The 22,018-nt window shown below is 71.4% G+C and carries 18 protein-coding genes and 1 tRNA gene; 3 read left to right on the top strand and 16 right to left on the bottom strand.

The features are described from left to right. Nucleotides 1–40: 40 nt before the first annotated feature. Both LR269_RS15800 and LR269_RS15805 read right to left on the bottom strand, forming a co-directional pair. Nucleotides 41–511 (bottom strand): RidA family protein, encoded by a 471-nt coding sequence (locus LR269_RS15800; protein ID WP_231431708.1) that lies wholly within the window; start codon nucleotides 509–511, stop codon nucleotides 41–43. Continuing rightward, complete coding sequence (locus tag LR269_RS15805) at nucleotides 511–744, bottom strand: DUF4177 domain-containing protein (protein WP_231431709.1); 234 nt, start codon at nucleotides 742–744, stop codon at nucleotides 511–513. The genes LR269_RS15800 and LR269_RS15805 overlap by 1 nt, the downstream gene beginning before the upstream one ends. A gap of 149 nt (nucleotides 745–893) precedes the next feature. Between LR269_RS15805 and LR269_RS15810 the strand changes: the two genes are divergently transcribed. From LR269_RS15810 to LR269_RS15820, 3 genes are all read left to right on the top strand, one after another. Continuing rightward, nucleotides 894–3,545, top strand: coding sequence for a transglycosylase domain-containing protein (locus LR269_RS15810; RefSeq protein WP_231431710.1), 2,652 nt, complete (start codon nucleotides 894–896; stop codon nucleotides 3,543–3,545). Beyond that, entirely contained in the window at nucleotides 3,542–4,534 is a 993-nt protein-coding gene (locus tag LR269_RS15815) for a metallophosphoesterase (protein ID WP_231431711.1), read from the top strand. The genes LR269_RS15810 and LR269_RS15815 overlap by 4 nt, the downstream gene beginning before the upstream one ends. 102 nt (nucleotides 4,535–4,636) lie before the next feature. Then, a tRNA-Pro gene (locus LR269_RS15820) sits at nucleotides 4,637–4,713 on the top strand. A gap of 50 nt (nucleotides 4,714–4,763) precedes the next feature. Here the strand turns inward: LR269_RS15820 and LR269_RS15825 are convergent. The 14 genes from LR269_RS15825 to LR269_RS15890 form a co-directional block, all read right to left on the bottom strand. Then, the gene (locus LR269_RS15825; protein WP_231431712.1) at nucleotides 4,764–6,077 is read right to left on the bottom strand and encodes a UDP-glucose/GDP-mannose dehydrogenase family protein; all 1,314 of its coding nucleotides are present in this window, start codon (nucleotides 6,075–6,077) and stop codon (nucleotides 4,764–4,766) included. Continuing rightward, on the bottom strand, nucleotides 6,062–7,192 hold the full coding sequence (locus tag LR269_RS15830) for a heparan-alpha-glucosaminide N-acetyltransferase domain-containing protein (RefSeq protein ID WP_231431713.1): 1,131 nt from the start codon (nucleotides 7,190–7,192) through the stop codon (nucleotides 6,062–6,064). The genes LR269_RS15825 and LR269_RS15830 overlap by 16 nt, the downstream gene beginning before the upstream one ends. Further along, complete coding sequence (locus LR269_RS15835; protein WP_231431714.1) at nucleotides 7,189–8,040, bottom strand: universal stress protein; 852 nt, start codon at nucleotides 8,038–8,040, stop codon at nucleotides 7,189–7,191. The genes LR269_RS15830 and LR269_RS15835 overlap by 4 nt, the downstream gene beginning before the upstream one ends. A gap of 119 nt (nucleotides 8,041–8,159) precedes the next feature. Continuing rightward, nucleotides 8,160–8,774: a thymidine kinase gene (locus tag LR269_RS15840; protein ID WP_231431715.1), complete on the bottom strand. Its 615-nt coding sequence runs from the start codon at nucleotides 8,772–8,774 to the stop codon at nucleotides 8,160–8,162. Then, complete coding sequence (locus tag LR269_RS15845; RefSeq protein ID WP_231431716.1) at nucleotides 8,775–9,449, bottom strand: response regulator transcription factor; 675 nt, start codon at nucleotides 9,447–9,449, stop codon at nucleotides 8,775–8,777. After that, nucleotides 9,436–10,566, bottom strand: coding sequence for a hypothetical protein (locus LR269_RS15850; RefSeq protein WP_231431717.1), 1,131 nt, complete (start codon nucleotides 10,564–10,566; stop codon nucleotides 9,436–9,438). The genes LR269_RS15845 and LR269_RS15850 overlap by 14 nt, the downstream gene beginning before the upstream one ends. 4 nt (nucleotides 10,567–10,570) lie before the next feature. Next, nucleotides 10,571–11,959 carry a sensor histidine kinase gene (locus tag LR269_RS15855; protein ID WP_231431718.1) on the bottom strand — a complete coding sequence of 463 codons (1,389 nt, stop codon included), beginning with the start codon at nucleotides 11,957–11,959 and terminating at the stop codon, nucleotides 10,571–10,573. Nucleotides 11,960–12,116: 157 nt separating this feature from the next. Next, nucleotides 12,117–14,243, bottom strand: coding sequence for an intein-containing Rv2578c family radical SAM protein (locus LR269_RS15860; protein ID WP_231431719.1), 2,127 nt, complete (start codon nucleotides 14,241–14,243; stop codon nucleotides 12,117–12,119). A 177-nt stretch (nucleotides 14,244–14,420) separates the two neighbouring features. Further along, on the bottom strand, nucleotides 14,421–16,178 hold the full coding sequence (locus LR269_RS15865) for an ABC-F family ATP-binding cassette domain-containing protein (protein ID WP_231431720.1): 1,758 nt from the start codon (nucleotides 16,176–16,178) through the stop codon (nucleotides 14,421–14,423). 264 nt (nucleotides 16,179–16,442) lie between these two features. Then, nucleotides 16,443–17,921: a malate:quinone oxidoreductase gene (locus LR269_RS15870; protein ID WP_275506505.1), complete on the bottom strand. Its 1,479-nt coding sequence runs from the start codon at nucleotides 17,919–17,921 to the stop codon at nucleotides 16,443–16,445. Between the two features lie 61 nt (nucleotides 17,922–17,982). After that, nucleotides 17,983–18,423 carry a VOC family protein gene (locus LR269_RS15875; protein ID WP_231431721.1) on the bottom strand — a complete coding sequence of 147 codons (441 nt, stop codon included), beginning with the start codon at nucleotides 18,421–18,423 and terminating at the stop codon, nucleotides 17,983–17,985. 31 nt (nucleotides 18,424–18,454) lie between these two features. Beyond that, on the bottom strand, nucleotides 18,455–19,462 hold the full coding sequence (locus LR269_RS15880) for an N-acetylglucosamine kinase (protein WP_231431722.1): 1,008 nt from the start codon (nucleotides 19,460–19,462) through the stop codon (nucleotides 18,455–18,457). Continuing rightward, nucleotides 19,459–20,715, bottom strand: a complete 1,257-nt coding sequence (locus LR269_RS15885; protein ID WP_231431723.1) for a 6-phospho-beta-glucosidase — start codon at nucleotides 20,713–20,715, stop codon at nucleotides 19,459–19,461. The genes LR269_RS15880 and LR269_RS15885 overlap by 4 nt, the downstream gene beginning before the upstream one ends. A gap of 109 nt (nucleotides 20,716–20,824) precedes the next feature. Further along, a complete protein-coding gene (locus LR269_RS15890) occupies nucleotides 20,825–21,979 on the bottom strand; it encodes an ROK family transcriptional regulator (RefSeq protein ID WP_231431724.1) in 1,155 nt (384 codons plus the stop codon). Nucleotides 21,980–22,018 lie beyond the last annotated feature (39 nt).

Here is a 22,018-nt window from a genome sequence, read left to right on the forward strand (position 1 = left end):
GGGAAGCTTCCCGCCGAGGCATCCGCCTTCGGTCAGTGCGTCAGGCGAACTCGACGACGAGTTCGAGCTCGACCGGCGAGTCGAGCGGCAGCACCGCGACGCCGACCGCGGAGCGAGCGTGCCGGCCGGCGTCGCCGAAGATCTCGCCGAGCGCCTCGGAGGCGCCGTTGATGACGCCGGGCTGACCGGTGAAGCCCGGGTCGCTCGCGACGAAGCCGACGAGCTTCACGATGCGGGTCACGCGGTCGAGCGAGCCGACCTCGGCGCGCACCGCGGCGAGCGCGTTGAGCACGCACGTGCGCGCGTACGCCTTGGCGTCGTCGGCGGGCACGAGCCCGTGCCCGTCGCCGACCTTGCCGGTCGCGGGGAGCGCGCCCGCCGTGAACGGCAACTGGCCCGACGTGTAGACGTGGGAGCCGGTGACGACGGCCGGCACGTAGGCGGCGACGGGTGCTGCGACCTCGGGGAGCTCGATGCCGAGCTCGGCGAGACGGGCCTCGAATCCGGCCATCAGGCGTGCCCCTCGCCCTCGAACTGCTTCGCGGCCTGCGCGGCCGCCGCGGCACCCGCCTGGGCAGCGTGCGACGACTCGCCGCCCTTGGGGCGCTTCAGGTACGCCACGAGCCCGCCTTCGGGCCCCTGGACGACCTGCACGAGCTCCCACCCCTCCGAGCCCCAGTTGTTGAGGATCGCGGCGGTGTTGTGGATGAGCAGCGGAGTGGTGATGTACTCCCAGGCCGGCATATGGGCTCCCTCGTTGGATGTCTCGTGCACGATGCGTGCGGAATGACGGGTCTCGGCGTGTCGTGCCCGGATGCGACGCCCAGCGCGCGTAGCGGGATTTGCCAGCCTTCTCCGTTAAGCTCCACTATATGTCTGCCCAAAAACGCACGATGAGCGACGTCGGTACCGGCATTCTCGGATTCGTCGGCATGAGCGTCGTCGCCGGCGTCCTCGTGACCGCCGCGGTGACCCCGGCACTCGCCGTCACCGGTATGGCTGCCAACAACAGCATCACGATGTTCGAGAACCTTCCGAGTTCGCTCGAGATCGGCGAGCTGGCGCAGAAGTCGACCATCTACGCGGTGAAGCCCGACGGAACGCCGTCGCCGATGGCGTGGTTCTACGACGACAACCGCGAAGAGGTCGCGTTCGAGTACATCTCGCCGTACCTCAAGGACGCGGCGGTCGCCGGTGAGGACCCGCGGTTCTACGACCACGGCGGCATCGACATCGCGGGCACGATCCGCGGTGCCCTCTCGACGGTGAGCGGCGCCGGCACCCAGGGCGGATCCTCGATCACGCAGCAGTACGTGAAGAACGTGCTCGTCTCGAACGACATGGCGAAGGCCAAGACGCAGGAAGAGCGTCTCGAGGCGTGGGAGAAGCACACCGAGACCTCGATCGACCGCAAGCTCAAGGAGATGCGGTACGCGATCACCGTCGAGAAGCAGTATTCGAAGGACGACATCCTCCGCGGCTACCTCAACATCGCGGGCTTCGGCGGGCAGATCTACGGCGTGCAGACCGCCGCGCAGTACTACTTCGGCACGAACGCCCACGACCTCTCGCTCGCGCAGGCCGCGAGCCTCATCGCGATCGTGAACAGCCCCGAGGAGTTCCGCCTCGACTACCCCGACGACGAGCTCAACGGCGCGAAGACGGTCGTCGACGGCGAGACCGTTCCGTATGCGCGCAACAAGGAGCGTCGCGACTACATCCTCGACAAGATGCTCGAGCAGAAGAAGATCACCAAGGAGGAGCACGACGCCGCGATCGCCGAGCCCGTCGCCCCCAAGATCACCGAGCCCTCGAGCGGCTGCCAGGCCTCCCCGAGCTACGCGTACTTCTGCGACTACGTGACGTGGGAGATCAAGAACAAGCTCGACAACCCCGAGACCGAGGAGAACGAGGGCGCGGCGATGCTCGAGCGCGGCGGTCTCGACATCTACACGACGATCGACATGGACCTGCAGGCGGCGGCGTACTCGGCCGTGCACGACAACGTGCCCACGGCGATCCCCGAGGCCGACATCGGCGCCTCGGCCGTCTCGGTGCAGGTGGGTACCGGCCGCATCCTCGCGATGGCGCAGAACACCGTCTACAACGTCGACCCCGAGGTGACCGGCGACGGCTACGACGCGGTCAACTACAACTCGACGATCGACTACGGCGGTTCGAGCGGCTTCCAGCCCGGGTCGACCTTCAAGATCTTCACCCTCGGCGAGTGGCTGAAGGAGGGGCACTCGGTCAACGAGAGCATGGACGCACGCAAGCGCAATAACTGGGGTACGTTCAAGAGCAGCTGCCCCGCCGACAACGTCTACGCCGGCGACTGGGACCCGCGCAACGACGAGGGCGGCAACGGCGGCTACTGGTCGGCGCTCTACAACACCGTCAACTCCGAGAACACCGGTTTCGTCGCGATGGCGAAGCAGCTCGACCTCTGCGGCATCAAGAACACCGCGACGGCGCTCATGAGCTCTGGCCGCGCCGACGGCAAGCCGCTCGGCGAGGGCATCAACAGCGAGGGCGACCGCATCGCATTCGGCCCCTCGGCCGTGCTCGGCACTGAAGAGATCGCGCCGATCTCGATGGCGACCGCCTTCGCCGCGGTCGCGGGCGGCGGCAAGTCGTGCACGCCGATCGCGATCGACAAGATCACCGATGCGAACGGCGAGCCGATCGAGGTGCCCAAGTCGACCTGCACGCAGGCCATCACGCCCGACGTCGCAGCCGGCATGACGTACGCGCTGCAGCGCGTCATGACCGACGGCACTGGCCGCTCGTCGCGCTACAAGATGGACACCGCGGGCACCCCGATGATCGGCAAGACCGGCACGACCGACGACGCGGTCGCCACCTGGATGAGCGGCGCGTCGTCGAAGGTCGCGACGGTGGTCGGCGTGTACAACGCGACCGGATTCGTCAACCTGCGCGACACCTACATCAACGGTACCGAGGCCGCGGTCCTCCGACACAACATCTGGCCGCGCATCATGGACGTCGCCAACAACAAGTACGGCGGCGACGCGTTCCCCGAGCCCGACCAGAAGTACCTCACGACGCCGAAGGCGAACGTGCCGAGCGTGATCGGCCTCGCACCCGAGGCAGCGCAGAAGGCGCTGCAGGACGCCGGCTTCGGCTGGACGATGGACGGCGAGGTCGACTCCGCCCAGCCGAAGGGCACGATCGGCAGCCAGTCGGCCTCGGGCCAGGCGCCGAAGGGCTCGTCGATCTCGCTGAAGGTCAGCCGCGGCAACCTGAGCGCGCTGCCCGACGTGACCGGGATGCAAGCCGACCAGGCCGAGGCCACGCTCGCCGCGGCCGGCTACCGCGTCGATCGCGACCGCGAGGACACCGACGACCAGAGCAAGGACGGCATCGTCATCTCCCAGTCGCCGGGCGCGGGCGAGAACGCCAAGCCGGGTGACAAGGTCAAGATCGTGATCGGCCGCTTCACCGGCGGCGGTGACGGCGGCGACAACCCGGGCGGCGGCACCGACGGCGGCACCGACGGCGGCACAGCTCCGGAAGCCGGTTGAACGGTCGACTGACGCCCGCCGCGCGGATCGCCCTGGCGATCGGCGCGGCGGGCGTCGCCGCATTCGCGTGGGGTTCGCTCGTCGAGCGCACCCGGTGGACGCTCCGGCGCGCCGAGGTGCCGGTGCTGCCCGCGGGGGCCGAACCGATCCGGGTGCTCCACCTCTCCGACCTGCACATGGCGCCGTGGCAGCGCGACAAGCAGGACTGGGTGCGCTCGCTCGCCGACCTCGAGCCCGACCTCATCGTCGACACCGGTGACAACCTCGGGCACGAGCAGGGCCTCGAGGGCATCCGCCGGGCCTTCGAGCCCTTCCGAGGCATCCTCGGCGTGTTCGTCAACGGGTCGAACGACTACTTCGGCCCTGTGCCCAAGAACCCGTTCGGCTACTTCATGGGCCCGTCGCGGCACCGCGTGACGTCGAAGCGGCTCGACATCGACGCGCTGCACGCGTACTTCGCCGAGCTCGGCTGGCAGGACCTCGACAACACGGCGACGAGCCTCGACCTGCGCGGCACGCACTTCGAGTTCTTCGGCGTCGACGACCCGCACAAGGGCTACGACCGTCTCGACCTCATCGCGGGCGCGATCGACGAGTTGCGCGCCGACGACCCGCTCGGCGACGAGACCTGGCCCGATCCCGGTCCGCTTCGTCGCGCTCGGAGATCGACGCCTCGCCCCACCGTGACCATCGGGGTGGCGCACGCCCCGTACCAGCGGGTGCTCAATTCCTTCGTGAACCACGGCGCCCAGCTCATCTTCGCGGGTCACACCCACGGTGGCCAGGTCTGCGTGCCCGGCTTCGGAGCCCTCGTCACGAACTGCGACATCCCGCGCAAGCAGGTCAAGGGGCTGAGCGTCTGGCGGCACGGGCTGCGCTCGGCATTCCTCAACGTCTCGGCCGGGCTCGGCACCTCGATCTTCGCCCCCGTGCGCTTCGCCTGCCCACCCGAGGCGACGCTGATCACGCTCGTTCCGGCCGATCGGTGACGAACCGCATGCCTCGTGCCGCGCGTCGGCACGAGGCATGAGGCGGACTGGTCAGCGGCGCCGGAAATATCGGCTATCCTTGTTGAGGCCCTGCGGGGCCACCGGGGTGTGGCGCAGCTTGGTAGCGCGCTTCGTTCGGGACGAAGAGGTCGCAGGTTCAAATCCTGTCACCCCGACCACACGCAGAACCCCCTCCGAGATCGGAGGGGGTTCTGTCGTATCCGTACGTTCAGGGGCGCCCGATGCCCCGCAGTTCCCAGCCGGCCGCGCGCCAGGCCGCTGCGTCGAGCACGTTGCGGGCATCGATGATGCGGCGACCCGCGACGAGTCGCGCCGAGTCGACGGGATCGAGCGCGCGGTACTCCCTCCACTCGGTCACGAGCACGACGAGGTCGGCCCCGCGCAACGCCTCACGGGTCGAGCTGACGTAGTCGAGCTGGGGGTGCCGCGCACGGGCGTTCTCGATGCCCTCGGGGTCGGTCGCGACCACGTCGGCGCCGAGCCCCTTGAGCTGCACCGCCACGTCGAGCGCGGGTGAATCGCGCACGTCGTCGGACTCGGGCTTGAACGTCACGCCGAGCACCGCGATGCGCTTGCGGTGCACCTGTCCGCCGAGTGCGGCGACGACGAGGTCGACGACCCGTTGCCGCTGGCGCAGGTTGATCGCGTCGACCTCGCGCAGGAAGGCGAGGGACTCGCCGCGCCCCAGTTCTTCGGCGCGTGCCGTGAACGCACGGATGTCCTTCGGGAGGCATCCCCCGCCGAACCCGACACCGGCGTTGAGGAAGCGGCGGCCGATGCGCGCGTCATGGCCGATCGCGTCGGCGAGGGCGGTGACATCGGCTCCCGTGACGTCGGCGATCTCGGCCATCGCGTTGATGAAGCTGATCTTCGTCGCGAGGAAGGCGTTCGCCGCGACCTTCACGAGTTCGGCGGTCGCGTAGTCGGTCACGATGCGCGGCGCTCCGGCCTCGATCGCCGCACGGTACACCCGATCGAGCACCGACGCCGCACGTCCGTCCCCGCCGGGATCGCGGACTCCGTACACGAGTCGGTCGGGCTCGAGGGTGTCGCGGACCGCGAAGCCCTCGCGCAGGAACTCCGGATTCCAGGCGACCTCCGCCTGCGGCGCGACCGCGGCCAGCAGGTCGGCCAGCCGGGACGCCGTGCCGACCGGCACCGTGCTCTTCCCGACCACGAGCGCCCCGTCGGCGAGATGCGGGGCGAGCGCTGCGAACGCCGCGTCGACGTAGCTCAGGTCGGCCGCGTTCGTGCCCGCGGACTGCGGGGTGCCGACCGCGACGAAGTGCACCTCCGCGTCGGCGGCGTCGGCGATGTCCGTCGAGAAGCGCAGGCGACCCGACGCGGTGGCGGAGGTGAGGATCTCGGCGAGCCCCGGCTCGAAGAACGGCGGTCGGCCGGCAGCGAGCTCGGCCACCTTCGCGGCGTCGATGTCGACGCCGACGACTTCGTGTCCGAGTTCGGCCATCGCCGACGCGTGCACCGCCCCGAGGTAGCCGCAGCCGATCACCGAGATGCGCATGGCAAGTCCTTTCGAGCGGGACTTCCATTCTCGCGGTTGCGGCCGCTCGCCGCGCGCAGCAGTCGTTCGAGCGGTCCGCGACCGAGCCACCGGCGCCAGCACCACGCGAAGATCATGCTGCCGATGATCAGCCCGAACGTGAGCGCCCACGAGTCGTCGGTCAGGTATCCGTCTTCAGCGCGTTTCGCCGCTGCGATCACGATGAGGTGCAGCGTGTAGATCGTGAGCGGCATCGACCCCATCGCCGTGACCGGCGACAGCACGCGGCCGGCGACGCGGCGGACGGCGGGCCTCGCGAGACCGGTGAGCGTCACCGTGGCCGCGACGATCACGAGCGCCACCCCGACGTTGCCCATGGCGAGCGCCGAGGCGGAGACCGCGTGCTCGAGCACCGACGCCGAGGCATCCGTCTCGGCAGGCAGCACCCGGGTCAGCGGAAGCATCACGGCCGCCACCGCCGCGCCGCAGAGCGCGTACCAGGCGACGACTCGCGGAGCCGAGGCGCCGAGCCTCGCGAGCCCGAGGCCGATGAGCATGACCGGCACCCAGATGATCACCGGGTACGCCCCGGTCAGGACCCAGCCGACGAGGAGCCCGACCTCGCCCTCGCCCGCGGCGACGATCCCCGGGCTGTACTGCGCCGCCGCCGCGAGGCCGGGCGCGATCGCGAGCAGCACGGCGCCGAGCCCGAGCGCGACGCGCGGCGGCAGGAACAGCAGCGGGAGCATGAGCAGGAACGCGACGCCGTACACGTCGAGGATGATGTACACGAGCGGGTTCAGGGTCGCGGCGATCAGCAGCCCGAGCGCGATGAGGATGAGCGCGCGGATCGTGATCTGACGGCGCAGCAGCCCGCGCCCCTCGCCGATCGGGCGGGTGCCGCCCGAGATGAAGCCGAGCCCGAAGCCCGCCGTGAGGGCGAAGAGCAGTCGCGGGCGTTCGTCGGCGATGGCCAGGAGTTCTGTCGCGTCGAGCGTTGCGGCGGCCGGCGCGACGTGCGCGACGAACATGCCGATGAGCGCCAGGCCGCGGGCGGCGTCGATGCCGTCGACCCGGGCCGGCAGTGCGGCGCGCAGCCGGCTGCGCGGCGATCGCACGACCGGCGCGGCGCTCACCGCACGACGACCGTCGGCGCCTCGAGCCGCGAGAGCACGCCGTGGCTGACCGAACCGAGCAGGAACCTGGCGATCGCACCCCTGCCGTGGCTGCCGACGACGAGCAACTCGGCCTCGGCAGCCGCCTCGGCGAGCGCCGTCACCGGGTCGCCCGCCTCGACCCGCCGGTCGATCTCGAGTGCCGGACGGGCGGACGCCACGGGAGCGAGCGCGTCGTCGAGCACCTCGCGGGCTGCGTCGGTGAGGTCGTCGACGGCGACCATCGCGGGGCCGTAGCCGTATTCGCCGCCGGCCATCAGCGCCATGTCCCACGCGTGCACCGCGACGAGCGGCACGGCGCGCCGCTCCGCCTCGTCGGCCGCGAAGGCGAGTGCACGCGCGCCGACCTGCGATCCGTCGACGCCGACGACGACGCCGCGACGCGCCGAGACGTCGATGTCGGGCACGACGACGACGGGCGCCTCGCTCGCTGCGGCGATGCGCAGGCTGTGCACACCTCGCCGGCTCGGACGCTTTCCGCCGTGCCAGTCGCTGCCGACGACGAGCAGTTCCGCACCCCGCGACCGCTCCGCGAACACCTCGACGGGCGATCCCTGCTCGAGTTCGGTGGCGACCTCGAGACCAGGGTCGACGTCGAGCGCCACTGTGGCGGCGTCGGCGAGCGACGCGCGGGCCCGGACGAGCGCGGCGAGCAGCAACTGGGCGTCTCCGGTCGCCTCGACGGCGCTGTCGACCACGTGCACGAGCCGGAGCGGGCAGCGACGCGCCGATGCCCGTTCTGCGGCCCAGCGCACCGCCCTCAGGCCGGCGCTCTCGGCGGTGCTGACTCCGACGACGACTTCGCTCATGCGGCGGCCCTCCTGCCTCCATCATCACGCGGATGCCTCGTCGGCACCACCCTCGGGCAGGTGGCCGCGGCCCGACGGACGGGGATGACAGCGGCACGGCTCGCGCCGAGGCATCCTCGTCAGTGACGGCCGTTCAGCACCCCGCCGGACTCCTGCAGGTAGCAGACGCCGCACAGCGACTCGTAGGCGACCTCGACCCCGTCGATGGCGACCTGGTCGCCGTCGAAGATGTAGCGGCCGTCGACCCGGCGGCCGTTGAAGATCGCCTTGCGACCGCAGCGGCAGATCGTCTTGAGCTCCTCGAGCGAGTGCGAGACCTCGAGCAGGCGCCGGCTGCCCGGGAAGGCGACCGTCTGGAAATCGGTGCGGATGCCGTACGCGAGCACGGGGATGCCGTCGATGAGCGCGATGCGCAGGAGGTCGTCGACCTGGTCGGACGAGAGGAACTGCGCCTCGTCGACGAGCAGGCAGCTCACGTCGCGGCCGGCCTCCTCGATGACCCGGGTGCGGTGCCCTTGGAAGCGGTCGAGCACGGGTGCGTCGGGTTCGATCACGAAGTCGACCTCGCGCACGACGCCGAGCCGGGACACGATGTCCCGGTCGCCCTTCGTGTCGACCGCGGGCTTCGCGAGCAGCACCCGGTGGCCCCGCTCCTCGTAGTTGAACGCCGCCTGGAGCAACGCCGTCGACTTTCCGGAGTTCATCGCCCCATAGCGGAAGTACAGTTTCGCCATCTACTCGAGGAATCCGTCTTCTGCGGCACGACGGATCAGCTCGGCCTTGCGGCTGGCCGGCTTGCCCACCTTCGCGTACTTCTCGCGCACCCGTCGCAGGTACGTCTTCGCCGTCTCGTAGCCGACGTCCATGCGCTGGCCGACCTCGAGCGTGCTGAGCCCCTGCGCGTAGTAGCGCAGCGCCTTCTCTTCGGCCGGGCTGAGGTGCACCCCCGACATCGTCGTGTGCGAGCCGGGCGCCTCGCCCGGTCGCCCCTGCGGTCGTGGATGCCTCGGCAGTCGTTCGCCGCGCATCACGCGCCGTGCATAGTCGACGAGCGTCTCGGCGGGCAGCGTCTTCGAGACGAACCCCGCCGCACCGGCGGCCATGCTGCGTTCTCGCGACTCGTCGTCGTCGAGTGCGGTGACGACGATGACCCGCGCGCCGGCGGCACGGCACGCCCGGATGCGCGACTCGATCGACACGCTGTCGCCGAGCTGGAGGTCCATGAGCACCAGGTCGACCGGGAAGGCGGGGCTGCGCACCAGGTCCATCCAGGAGGTCGCGGTCACGACGACCTCGAAATCGGGCGCGAGATCGGCGAACCACCGCGCCAGGCTGTCGACGATCAACCCGTGGTCGTCGAGGATCGCGAGACGATGGCGCGGCGTCGCGGCCGGTTCACTCGATGACATATCTCAGCTCCACAGTGACATTCTCCCGCGTCGAGACCGATTCGGCACCCAACGCCACGGCACGAGCCACGGCGACGAACCGATCGAGTTCGCGCTTGGCCGGTGGACGCGCCGCGGGATCGGCGACGATCCGGATGAGTCCGCCCTCGGGCTCGGGCGAGAATGCGACGCTGACGCGTTCGGAACGGCCCGTGTCGGCGAGCCACGTGATGAGGGCGGTGAGCGCCGACCGCTGGTCGTCGCCGAGCACGTCGGCGGCGCCCGTCGGGTCGTCGACGAGGGTCTCGACACCGCGGCTCACCCGCAGGTTCGCCGCGAGATCGTCGAGCCAGGTCGACTCGATGCCCGCACGAAGCGCCCGCCGGAGCTCTTCGGCGAGCTCGCGCGCGCGGTCGGCATCGGCGACCGAGATGCGCTCCGCGGTCATCACGCCCGCGAGGAACGGCAGCACCTCGCGGCCGAGCACCGAGACGCGGCTCTGCTGCACGGACCTTGCGATGCCGGCCCGCAGCTCCGAGTCGCGCTGGAGCGCCGCCCGGTTCGCCTCCCGCTGCCACGCGAGCGTCTCGGCGATGATCGCGTACGCGTAGCCCGCGGCGGCGGCGGAGAGCGCGACCACGGGCGCCGCGTTGACGGCGATGAGCGCGGCGACCGGGGCGTCGGCGACGACGTAGGCGGAAGCGCCGACGACGAGGATCGACAGCACGATCGAGGCGAGCACTCCGGCGAGCGCGAGCGAGAGCCAGGTGCAGAACGGGGCGACCGAGAGGATGAGCATGCCGATCACGACCGGCCCGTAGTCGTCGTAGAGGTACTGGTTGGACCCGACGGTGCTCATGTACTCGGCGATGGCCGCCCCCACGGCGAGCGTCACCACGAGCCACAGGCGCTCCGCCGTGAACGGGGCCCGCGACGGGGCCGCCGACACCGCTGCGACCGCACCGGCGGCGGCGACGAGCACGATCGCCGCGACCGCCGCCACGGGTGCGACGATCTCGGAGCGGTGCACCCACGTGAGCGCGAGCGACGTGCCGAGCGAGAGCACGGCGCCGATCACGACGATGGGGGCGGCGGTGATCGCGCCGATCGGGTCGGCCTCCTGCTGGGTCAGTCTCACCGGCTCACGCACCCCCCTCGGGAACCGTGAGCACGATCGTCGTGCCGATGCCCTTCGTCGACCACAGCCGCACCGTGCCCTCCTGCTGTTCGATGCGGGCCCTGATCGAGGTGCGCAGCCCGATGCGGTCGTCGGGCACGGCGGACTCGTCGAACCCCACGCCGCTGTCCATGACGGCGACCGTCACCTCTCCCCCGCCGAGTCCGAGGGCGAGTTCGGCCTCGGCGACGCCGGCGTGGCGGGCGACGTTGATGAGGCACTGGGCGACCGCGGCGTCGAGCGCCTCCGCCCGCGCCGGGCCGAGCACCCGCATCACCCCGACGTCGCCCGTGACGCGCACGGTGAGGCCGGCGTGCTCGGCCGCCGTGAACGCCTGCACGAGCGAGGGCTCGCCGTCGGCGGCAGCCACCTCACGAGCCGAGCCGCCATCGGGGCGGGCGGACGATGACGGTGCGCTCGTGCGCCGAGCGGCGGCACGCCGTCGAGATCGACCCCCGGTCGTCGCGACGGTGTCGTCGACGGCGCCCGCCCCGGTGCCGGCGGCCGAGGCGGTCGCGGGTGCCACGTCGCTCCCGCCTGCGCGGGCGCCGGTCGATGCACGCTGCGGTGACCCTGCCGTCGTCGGGCCGGCGTGGTCGATCGCCCAGTCCCGGCCGACGATGAGGCCGAGATCCTGGCGGATTCCGGCGCGCAACCGCTCGTCGACGACGCCCGAGCCCGCCGATGCGATCGCGATGAGGTGGCTGAGCGCGGTGTCGTGCAGCCGCGCGGTCGCCCTGAGCTCGTAGTCGTGGCGGATGGCGAGTTCACGGGTCTGCTGGCTCGCACGGTGCAGGCCGGTCTCCTGGCGGGCGTCGGAACGGCGGGAGACGCCGTCGAAGACCCTGACGACGATGAGGATGCCGAATGCCGCAGCCGCCGCCATGTTCGGCGCATACACCCCGCCCACGAGCGCGACGCCGAGGAACATCGCCGCCTCGCCGAGGGCGTAGCCGAGCGACGCCCACACGATCGCGATGAGCGATCCGCTGCCGGCACCGCCGACCAGCAGCAGGGCGATCCGCGGCATCGCGAGCAGGGCGTTGTTGGTCGTCGCGAAGCCGCCCGGCCGCATGATGAGCACGGTCAGCGCGATCATGATGCCGGTGCCGATGACGAGCGCGAGCACGGTGAGCGTGACCGTCGGGAACCGCGCGACGGCGGCGAGCGCGAGCGCCATGATCGCGGCGAGTGCGGCGCCCGCCCACCCGCCGGGCGTTCCGCCGACCGTGGCGACGATGACGCCGACCGAGATCGAGACGGCGAGGCATGCGAAGGCCGCGCAGTGTCCCGCGAAGGCGAGCGCCCGGCTCAGGCTGTCGCGTGCGAGATGCCCCGGCAACCCCAGGCTCATCGTGAACCTCCACTCGCGACCGGCGGCCCGATCGCGCCATGTGGACCGGACTCAGCGAATTATCCCAGTTCTGCGCGCTTCCGCGCATCCGGGGCGCGTCTCGATCGCGAACGCGCACGCCGAGGCCGTGGCGCGCACGGCGGCTCGGCGGGCGGAATCAGAACAGCATGGCGGGATCGCCGGGCGCGGCGGTCCCGAGGGGCAGCTCGCCGGCGGGGCGGGGCGGCGTCGTGCGCTTGCCGCCCCGCCCCGCCGACGAACGCACCCCGCCCGTGACCGGATCCTCCGTTCCGCGGGCGAGGCCGTGTGCGCGGATGAGCGGCTGCATGCGCTCACCGAGCCAGCGGCGGTACTCCTTCGGCGCGTAGGCGTTGGTGCCGTAGTACATCGACCGGTACTTCGGCACGAGCTCGGGGTGGGCGCGCTCGAGCCACTGCATGAACCAGGGCTTCACGGCTCCGCGCAGGTGCAGCGCCGTGTACAGGACGCTCGACGCGCCGGCTGCCTTGGCCTGACGGAGTGCCTCGTCGAGGTGGGCGCGGGTGTCGGTGAGGTAGGGCAGGATCGGCATGAGGAAGACGGCGCAGTCGAGCCCCGCCTCACGTACCGCCGTGACGGTCGCGAGTCGCGCCCTGGTCGACGGCGTGCCCGGCTCGATCGACTGCTGCAGCTCGGGGTCGTAGATCGCGATCGACATCGCGAGGTCGACCGGCACGTGCTCGGCGGCAGCGGCGAGCTTCGGCAGGTCGCGGCGCAGCAGGGTGCCCTTCGTGAGGACGCTGAACGGCGTGCCGCTCGCCGTGAGCTCGTCGACGATGCCCGGCATGAGCTCGTAGCGCCCCTCGGCCCGCTGGTACGGGTCGGTGTTCGTACCCAATGCGACGGAGTCGTGCCGCCACGACGGCCGGGCGAGCTCGCGCCGGAGCACCTCGGCGACGTTGACCTTCACGATGATCTGCCGATCGAAGTCATCACCGGCATCGAGGTCGAGGTAGCTGTGGGTCGGGCGAGCGAAGCAGTTGTGGCTCACCACCCCGTTCGCGATGAAGTCTCCGGTCGACGTCGTGATGTCGAGCATCTCGAGTTGCGTACCGAGCGGTTCGACCGACACCACGCGGAGGTCGGCCATTGTCTTGACCGTGGTGCCGGCGAGCGCAAGCTTCCGCTTGATCGCAGGCCGGCTGATCGAGAAGAAGTCGTTCCGTGCGCGGAGCCCGCCGCGCACCCGAACGCTCGACACCCCGTTCGCGCGGGCGGGCTCACGGACGTACGGAATGTCGAAATGCGACAGCGAGCGCTCGACTGCGGTGAGGACGACATCGTCTGAATTGCTGATGCGCAGCACGCCCCGAGCACACGAGCCTTCGGCGTCGAAGATGCCGGCGAGATACCCTGCACGCCACGCCTCGGCCGGATCCTGCGGCCACTCGATGATGGCGCCGACGGCGTCGAAATCCCTGGACTTCGAAGTTCGGATCGCCGCCATCTCTCGGCGGGTGGCCGTGGCGGGAGTGAACCGGAATTGCGACGTCATCACCCCGAAGTGTTCAAGGAATCGGCGCGAGCGCGACAGCGCCTCGTCGTCAGCGAGCGCCAGACGAACGCGGTGGGCGACCAACGCCCCACCTGTCGCACGCGGGTGGATCCGTCGAAGCATCATGCCGTCGCCGCGAATCATGCCCGTCAGATATCCACGGCGATAATCGTCGGACGCGGTCGATGGAACCGGTCTCCCAGACATTGCGCCGAATCCGATGAGGCGGTCGTCGACGGTGAGATACGGTCGACCCGGCCCGCCTGCCATCGCTCCGGTGACGTACTTCCATCCGCGCTCCGTGAGGAATCGGTGGTCGCCGCTCGCGACGAGAACAGTACCGTCGGCCAGGCGAATGCGGTACGCGGCCTTACGAGTCGCCCATTTGGCCAGCACGATCGTTTCCACGTACTTCCGGTACTGACCGATCTGCCGTGTGCCCATGACCTCGTCACCGACCTCGACGTCGGAGAGCGCCTTGGTCCGACCGTCGGCCATCATGATGGCCGTCGAGGGCTCCAGGCAGTACACGCACGCATGACTGCAGCCCCGATACGGGTTGATGGTCCAGCCGAACGGCATCATCGACTGGCCCGGCACCCGGTTGAGCGCCGACTTCGCGAGCACCTCGTGGAACGTGATGCCCGCGAACTCGGGCGTCTGCACCGAGCGCACGAGATTGTTGAGCCGGGCGAGGCCGGGCAGCGCATCGACCTGGTCGACGCCGAGTTCCTGCCCGCTCCATCTCATTCGTACATTCGAACATGTATTCGAGTCTGGCGCAAGCGACACCCGGCACGGCGTCCGTATTGCTCATTCGAGTCTCGTCCAAATTCGGGCGAGAGTCGAATGCGATTCCGAGCGAGGTCGCCTGCATCGGACAGTGCGGATGGATGCCTCGGGCCCGGCCCCGAGGCATCCGCTCGCTCAGTCCCCCACCGCGGCCGGAACGGCGGCGCCCGCGTGCAGCTCGAGCCGCTCCCCCGCCCAGCGCCGGCGGAGCCAGCGATCGTGGCTCGCGATGACGACGGCGCCGGGGTAGCCGCCGAGGGCCTCCTCGAGGTCGGTCGCGAGTGCGAGCGACAGGTGGTTGGTCGGCTCGTCGAGCAGGAACACGTGCGGCGGCCGCGCGATCACGAGCGCGAGGGCGAGCCGCCGCTGCTGCCCGACCGACAGCGTGCCGAGCGGCCGCTCGAGATCACGCGGCGCGATGAGCCCGAGACTCGAGAGCGGCACCTGGCCGGCGCGGCGTTCGCCGAGCACCCGTTCGTAGAGCGCGCGCGGCGTCGCCGACGGGTCGGCGAAGCGCACGTCCTGCTCGAGCAGCTGCACCCGCAGCCCCTTGCGCCGGTGCACGGTACCGCGATCGGGCGCGAGCCCGCCCGCGAGCACGCCCAGCAGCGTCGACTTGCCCGCGCCGTTCGCACCCGTGACGAGGAGTCTCGTGAGCGGTGCGAGCTGCAGCTCGTCGAGGCGCAGTCGCCCCTCGACCTCGAGGTCGGCGACCTGCACGAGCAGGCCGGCGGCCTCCTCGAGCGCGTGCGAACCCGCGGGGATCCCGGCGAACTCGAGCGGCGACGGGGGTTTGCGCACCTGCTCGCGCTCGAGCGTCTCGAGTCGCTGCTCCGCGTTGCGCACGCGACGCGCGACCGTGCGCGCGACGTTCTCACCCTTGAAGTGGCGGATGAACTTGTCGTTGTCGGTCGCCGCTCGGCCGTACGCGACGTTCCGCGCCGTGTCGGCGACTGCCGCGCGCAGGCGCTTCAGCTCCTCCTGCTCGTCCTCGTACTGGCGCTGCCAGCGGGCCCGCTCGTCGGCCTTCACCGCGAGGAACTCGCTGAATCCGCCGCCGAACACCGTGCCGCCCGAGGCGCTCAGCACCTCGCTGCTGCTCGCGCCGCGACCGGCCGCGGCTGACGCGGCGAGCGCGCCCTGCCGCCCCGGGTCGAGGTCGATGAGCCCGGTCGCCGCCCGGTCGAGGAACGCCCGGTCGTGGCTCGCGAAGAGCACGGGTCCTCGCCAGGCTCGGAGCCGCGACTCGAGGAAGTCGGCGGCGGCGTCGTCGAGGTGGTTCGTCGGCTCGTCGAGCAGCAGCGCCTCGGGCGCCGAGAGCAGCAGCGCGGCGAGCGCGAACCGCGAGCGTTGGCCGCCCGAGAGCTCGTCGATGCGGCGGTCGAGGCCGAGGCCGGCGACGCCGAGCCCCTCGAGCAGTTCGTCGCGGCGCGTCTCGGCCGTCCAGACCTCCGCACGCTCGGCGGCGTCGAGTGCCGCCGCGTACCGGGAGGAGGCGGCCTCGGCGTCCGCGCCGCCGAGTGCGACGGCGGCGGCGTCGAGCTCGCGCTCGATGGCCCGGACCTCGGCGAGCGCCGACTCGAGCACGAGGCCGACTCGCGCGTCGGGTGAGAACGGCACTTCCTGTTCGAGCAGCGCGGTGCGGCGCGGCCGGGTCAGGCGACCGGAGACGGATGCCTCGTCGGGCAGGCCCGACGGCGAGGCATCCCCGTCGTGGTCGCCGGCGAGGAGCCGGAGCAGCGTGGACTTGCCCGCCCCGTTCTCGCCGATGAGGCCGACGCGCTGGCCCGGCGCGACGGTGAAGCCGAGATCGGCGAAGATGCGCCGATCGGGGAAGGAGACCGACAGTCCGTCGGCCCGGAGATGGTTGGAAAAGGAGAGTTGTACCGGCATGGAGACCGCCGTTCGCGGAAGGCCTCCGAACGGTCGCCGGTTATCGCGGTTGCGTGCGCGACGACCGTTCGGAGGCAGGAGAGTTCCCGCCGGGCATTGCCGAGATGGGTGCGCAGAGCGCCGTCGCGATCAGTGGGCGTTCGTCAACCCCGTGAGCACACCCGATGTCTACGGCGCCTCAGGCGCGGGACGGTGGGCTGTACTCACTTCATAGCGGGATCGACCGTAGCAGACGGTCGCACGACGGCGCAAGCGCCCGTCGAGTCAGGCGGTGAGCCCCAGGACGTCGGCGGTGGCCTTCAGCGACGCCTCGGCCGCGGCCGGGTCGTCGGACAGGCGCATGCCGTAGCTCGGGATCATCTCGCGCAGCTTCGGCTCCCAATCGGCCATGCGGTCGGGGAAGCAGCGACCGAGCACGTCGAGCATGATGGGCGCGGCCGTCGAGGCGCCCGGCGATGCGCCGAGCAGGCCCGCGATCGTGCCGTCGGCGCCCGTGATGACCTCGGTGCCGAACTGCAGCACGCCGCCCTTCGCGCCGTCCTTCTTCATGACCTGCACGCGTTGGCCGGCGGTGATGAGCTCCCAGTCGCCGGTCTTCGCCGTCGGCATGAACTCGCGCAGCGCCTTCATCTTCTTCTCGCGGTTGGCCATGAGCTCGCCGACGAGGTACTTCACGAGATCGAAGTTCTTGAGGCCGACCTGGATCATCGGCCAGATGTTGTGCAGGCGGATCGAGAACGGCAGGTCGAACCAGGTGCTCGTCTTCAGGAACTTGGGCGTGAAGCCGGCGTACGGGCCGAACAGCAGGGCGGTCTCGCCGTCGACGACGCGGGTGTCGAGGTGCGGCACCGACATCGGCGGAGCGCCGACGGCGGCCTTGCCGTAGACCTTCGCCTGGTGCTGGGCGACGATCTTCGGGTCGGTGGTGCGGAGGAACTGGCCCGAGATCGGGAACCCGCCGAAGCCCTTGATCTCGGGGATGCCCGAGTGCTGCAGCAGGGCGAGCGCACCTCCGCCGGCGCCCACGAACACGAAGCGGGCGCGCACCGTCTTCGGGGTGTTGCCCACGGTGTGGCGCAGCCGCAGCTTCCAGGTTCCGTCTTTCTGGCGCTTGAGCCAGGTGACCTGGTGGTTCGTCTGGATCGACGCGCCGCGCGCGGCCATGTCGTGCATGAGGTACTTGGTGAGGGCGCCGAAGTCGACGTCGGTGCCCGCCTCGATGCGGGTCGCGGCGACGCGCGCCTTCGGGTTGCGCTTCTTCGCGAGCAGCGGCGTCCACTCGGCGATGCGCTCGAGGTCTTCCGTGTACTCGAGGTCGGGGAACAGCGGCTCGTCCTTGAGCGCGGCGACGCGCTTGCGCAGGTACTCGATGTTCGCCTTGCCACGCACGAAGGTCATGTGCGGCGTCGAGTTGATGAAGTTGTGCGGCTCGGGCAGCGCACCCTGGGCGACGAGGTACGCCCAGTACTGGCGGCTGATCTGGAACTGCTCGTTGATGGAGACGGCCTTCGCCGCGCTCACCGTGCCGTCGGGGTTCTCGGGCATGTAGTTGAGCTCGCACAGGGCGGCGTGGCCGGTGCCCGCGTTGTTCCACGCGTTGGAGGACTCCTGCGCGACCTCGCCGAGTCGCTCGTAGAGGCGGATCGTCCAATCGGGCTGCAACTGGGAGATCAGGGAGCCGAGCGTCGCGCTCATGATGCCCCCGCCGATCAGCACGACGTCGACGGTTTCCTCTGAATTCACGGATTCCAGTCTAGATGGGCGGGGAGGGTGCCCTTGACCGGGGTACTCTTCGCCCCGGATCTCAGCCGAGCTGGGGCAGCCCTCGCTCGTCGAGCGGCCAGCCCGGGTTGTGCGCCAGCTCCCACAGGTTGCCGTCGGGGTCGGCGACGTACCCGCTGTACCCGCCCCACTCGGTCGCGGCCGCGGCCTTCGAGATCGAGCCGCCGGCGAGCACCCAGTCGCCGATCGCCTCGTCGACCTCGTCGCGCGAGCCCAGGTTGATCGCGAGTGCGACGGCGCGGAAACCGGGCGCGTTCGCGTGGAACGTGCCCAGCGCCGCGTCCTTCGCGAGCTCGGCGGTCTCCCAGAGGGCGACGACCCCGCCCGGGGTCGCGAAGAAGGTGATCTCGCCGGGCACCGAGGACCGGGCCTCGTGCCAGCCGAGCCGGTGGTAGAAGGCGGTCGCCGCCTCGACGTCGGCGACGCCGAGCGTGACGAGCGAGAATCGCTGCGGGATGCTCATGGGCCGAGCGTACGCCCCGGCATCGACGACGTCACGCGTCGAGCAGCGCCGGCTCGGCCGCCGTGACCGCCGACACGGCCGCTCGTGCACGCACGAGCGCGGCGCCGTCGCCGCCGGCGGCCTCCAGCGCGAGCAGTGCCGCCCCGACGATGGGGGCATCGTCGACGACGCTCAGGCGCGCGAGCGGCGCGGCCGCCGCGAGTTCCGAGCGGATGCCTCGGAGCAGGCGTTCGTCGCGCGATCGCGCGATGCCGCCGCCCAGCACGACCGGGATTTCGCGGTCGAGCAGCTCGAGCCTCGTGAGGCAGGCCCGCGCGAAGTCCGCGAGCTCCGTCGCCTGCCGGTCGACGAGACCGATCGCGACGGCGTCTCCGGCCCGGGCCGCCTCGAACACCGCGGGGGCGAGCGAGATCAGCTCCGAGGCATCCCGTTCGCCGAAGTGCAGGCCCTCGATCAGCTCACCGACCGAGCCGACGCCGAGGCGCCGCTCGATCTCGCCGACCAGCGCCGTCGACGGGCCGCGCCCGTCGATCGCGCGGGCGGCGTGCCAGAGCGCCGCCTCGCCCAGGCCGGAACCGCCGCCCCAGTCGCCCGAGAGCGACCCGAGCGACGGGAAGCGCACCTCGGCGCGGTCGGCGCGGAGTCCGATCGCGTTCACGCCCGTGCCGCACACGATCGCGACGGCGTCGGGTTCGTCGGTGCCGGCGCGCAGCAGCGCGTACAGGTCGTTGTCGACCGTCACCGAGGCCGCGGCCCAGTCGCACCGGCCGATGGCCGCCTCGTACCGCTCGATCTCGATGGGCAGGTCGAGCCCCGAGAGGTAGAGCCCCGCGTGGACGACCGGGCGACGGCCCGCGACCGCCCGCACGAGCTCGTCGACCACCGCGGCCGAGGCGTCGAGCCCGTCGAAGTGGGGGCTCGAGCCCGGACCGCGACGATGCTCGACGAGCGTGCCGTCGAGCTCGAGCGAGACGGCATCGGTCTTGGAGCCGCCGCCGTCGACCGCGACGACGAGCGGCACGCCGCCCCGGCCGGTCATGCCCACTCCAGGAAGCGGGCGTTCTCGGCCATGAGCAGGTCGGTGAGCCGTTCGGCCCGCTCGTGCTGCAGCACGAGCGGGTGCGCCCGCATCGCGCGCAGGACGCGGTCGCGTCCGCCGTGCACGGCCGCGTCGAGCGCGAGCCGCTCGTAGCCCGCGACCGCCGAGACGAGGCCCGAGATGTCGTCGGGCAGCGGCGCGACCGGTTCCGCGACGAATCCCCCGTCGCGGAACACGGCCGGCACCTCGATCACGTGATCGTCGGGCAGGAAGGGCAGCACGCCGTCGTTCCGGAGGTTCACCACCCGCGACCGGCTCGCGCCGTCGCGCATCGCGGCGAGCAGCTCGATCGCGGCCTCCGAGTAGAACGCCCCGCCCCGCCCCTCGAGCGCGGCGGGCTTCTCGTGCTGCGACTCGTCGGCGTAGAGCTCGAGCAGCTCGCGCTCGATCGCCTGCACCGCCTCGGCCCGCGTCGGCTCGGCGAGCTGCTCGCGCAGCACCTCGTCGTGGGCGTAGTAGTACCGCAGGTAGTACGAGGGCACGACGCCGAGCTGTGCGAGCAGCTCGGGTGCGAGGTGCACCTCGTCGGCCAGGTCGCCGAGCCGGTCGGCGAGGAGGTCGGGAAGCCGGTCGCGCCCGTCGATCGTGACGCTGCGCTCCCAGGTCAGGTGGTTGAGCCCGACGTGGCCGAGGTGCACGCGGTCGTGCTCGACGCCGTAGAACGACGCGTAGCGACGCTGGAACCCGATCGCGACGTTGCAGAGGCCGACCGCACGGTGCCCGGCCTCGAGCAAGGCGCGGGTCACGATGCCGACCGGGTTCGTGAAGTCGACGATCCAGGCGTCGGGCTTCGCGTGCCGGCGCACGGCCTCGGCGATGCGCAGCACCACGGGGACCGTGCGCAGCGCCTTCGCGAGGCCGCCGGGCCCGGTGGTCTCCTGACCGATGCAGCCGACCTCGTGCGGCCAGGTCTCGTCGGCGTGGCGCGCGTGCTGCCCGCCGACCCGCAGCTGGACGAGCACCGCGTCGGCGTCGGCGACGCCCGCGACGAGATCGGTCGTGCCGATCACGCGCGCGGGGTGGCCGGCGTGGGCGAGCATGCGCCGCGACATCCCGGCGACGAGGGCGAGACGGTGCTCGTCGGGGTCGACGAGCCGGATCTCCTCGAGCGGCAGCGTCTCGCGCAGCCGGGCGAAGCCGTCGATGAGCTCGGGGGTGTAGGTGGATCCACCGCCGACGATGGCGAGTTTCATGTCTCCTCATTCCGCTGGAAGCAGGCTGGCGCGCAGGTGCTGCGCGCAGGTGTGGTCGACCGCCGGATGCCTCGCGGCATCCGTGTCGGTGGTGTGAGGTGCGGGCGCGTCAGCCCGCGAGCGAGATATCGGCCTCGAGCTGGTCCCTGATCTGTTCGACGAGCTGCTGCCGGGCGCCGAGCAGGACCGGCTGCACGCCGGTGCCGCTCGTGCGCACCACGACCCTCGGATGGTCGGCCGGGTCGATCCGTTCGGCGACGAGCGCGGCGAGCCGGGCCCCGCCGGCCGTGCCGGTCGGACCGCCGAGCACGATCATCGCCGGGTCGAGGATCGCGAGCAGCGGATGCACGGCGAGCGCCACCCGATCGGCGAGCGAGGCGAGCGCGACATCGTCTTCCGCGAGCCGCGGCAGCGCAGTGGCGAGCGGCCGCCCGGCGGCGCCGAGGAGCCTGGCCACCGCCGGCCCGCCCAGCAGGTCGGTGAGGTCGTTCGCCTCGGGGGCGAGCTCGGCCGCGGCCCTCGGCACGCCGAGGTAGCCGATCTCGCCCGCGCTGCCCGACGCGCCGCGATGCACGACGCCCCCGAGGTCGACGCCCACCCCCAGTCCGTCGCCGATCCAGAACAGGGCGAAGCTCGCGGCGTCCTGCGCGGCGCCGACCGCGCGCTCGGCCATGGCCGCCAGGTTCACGTCGTTGTCGATCGTCGCGGCGAGCCCGAGGGCGGCCTCGATCCGTTCGCGGGCGCCGACCGCCGGCCAGCCCGGGAGCGTGTCGGTGAGCGAGAGCTCGTCTCCGTCGACGGAGAACGCGGCCTGCACGCCGATGACGACGCGGCTGACCGACGAACGATCGAGGCCCGCGGCCTCGCAGGCCGCCCCCACCGCCGCGCGGACGTCGCCCTCTGGGGTGCGCCCCGAGGATGCCGCCTCGATCTCGACGATCGGGTGATCGCCGTCGATCGCGTCGACGACGACCGCCTGGATGGCGCCGGCCACGATCGAGATCGCGACGCCCGTGATGCGATCGACGCGCACGCCGTAGCTGACGGCGTTCGGACCGCGGCCCCCCGAGACCTCGCCCACCGGGTGGATGAGGCCGACCCGCTCGAGCCGGGTGATCATCTGCGTGGCCGTCGGCTTGGACAGCCCCGACAGTGCGCCGAGCTTCGAGCGGGTGAGCGGACCGTGCTCGAGGAGGAGCCGGAACGCCGTGCGGTCGTTGCGCGCGGCGAGCCACGTGGGCGTGCCCGGATCGATCTGGTTCATGCCGTCCCTCCCCTGGTGCGGATCGCACTGTCGCAACTC

It is taken from the genome of Agromyces sp. S2-1-8, assembly GCF_021129215.1.
GTDB classification, from domain to species: Bacteria; Actinomycetota; Actinomycetes; order Actinomycetales; family Microbacteriaceae; genus Agromyces; species Agromyces chromiiresistens.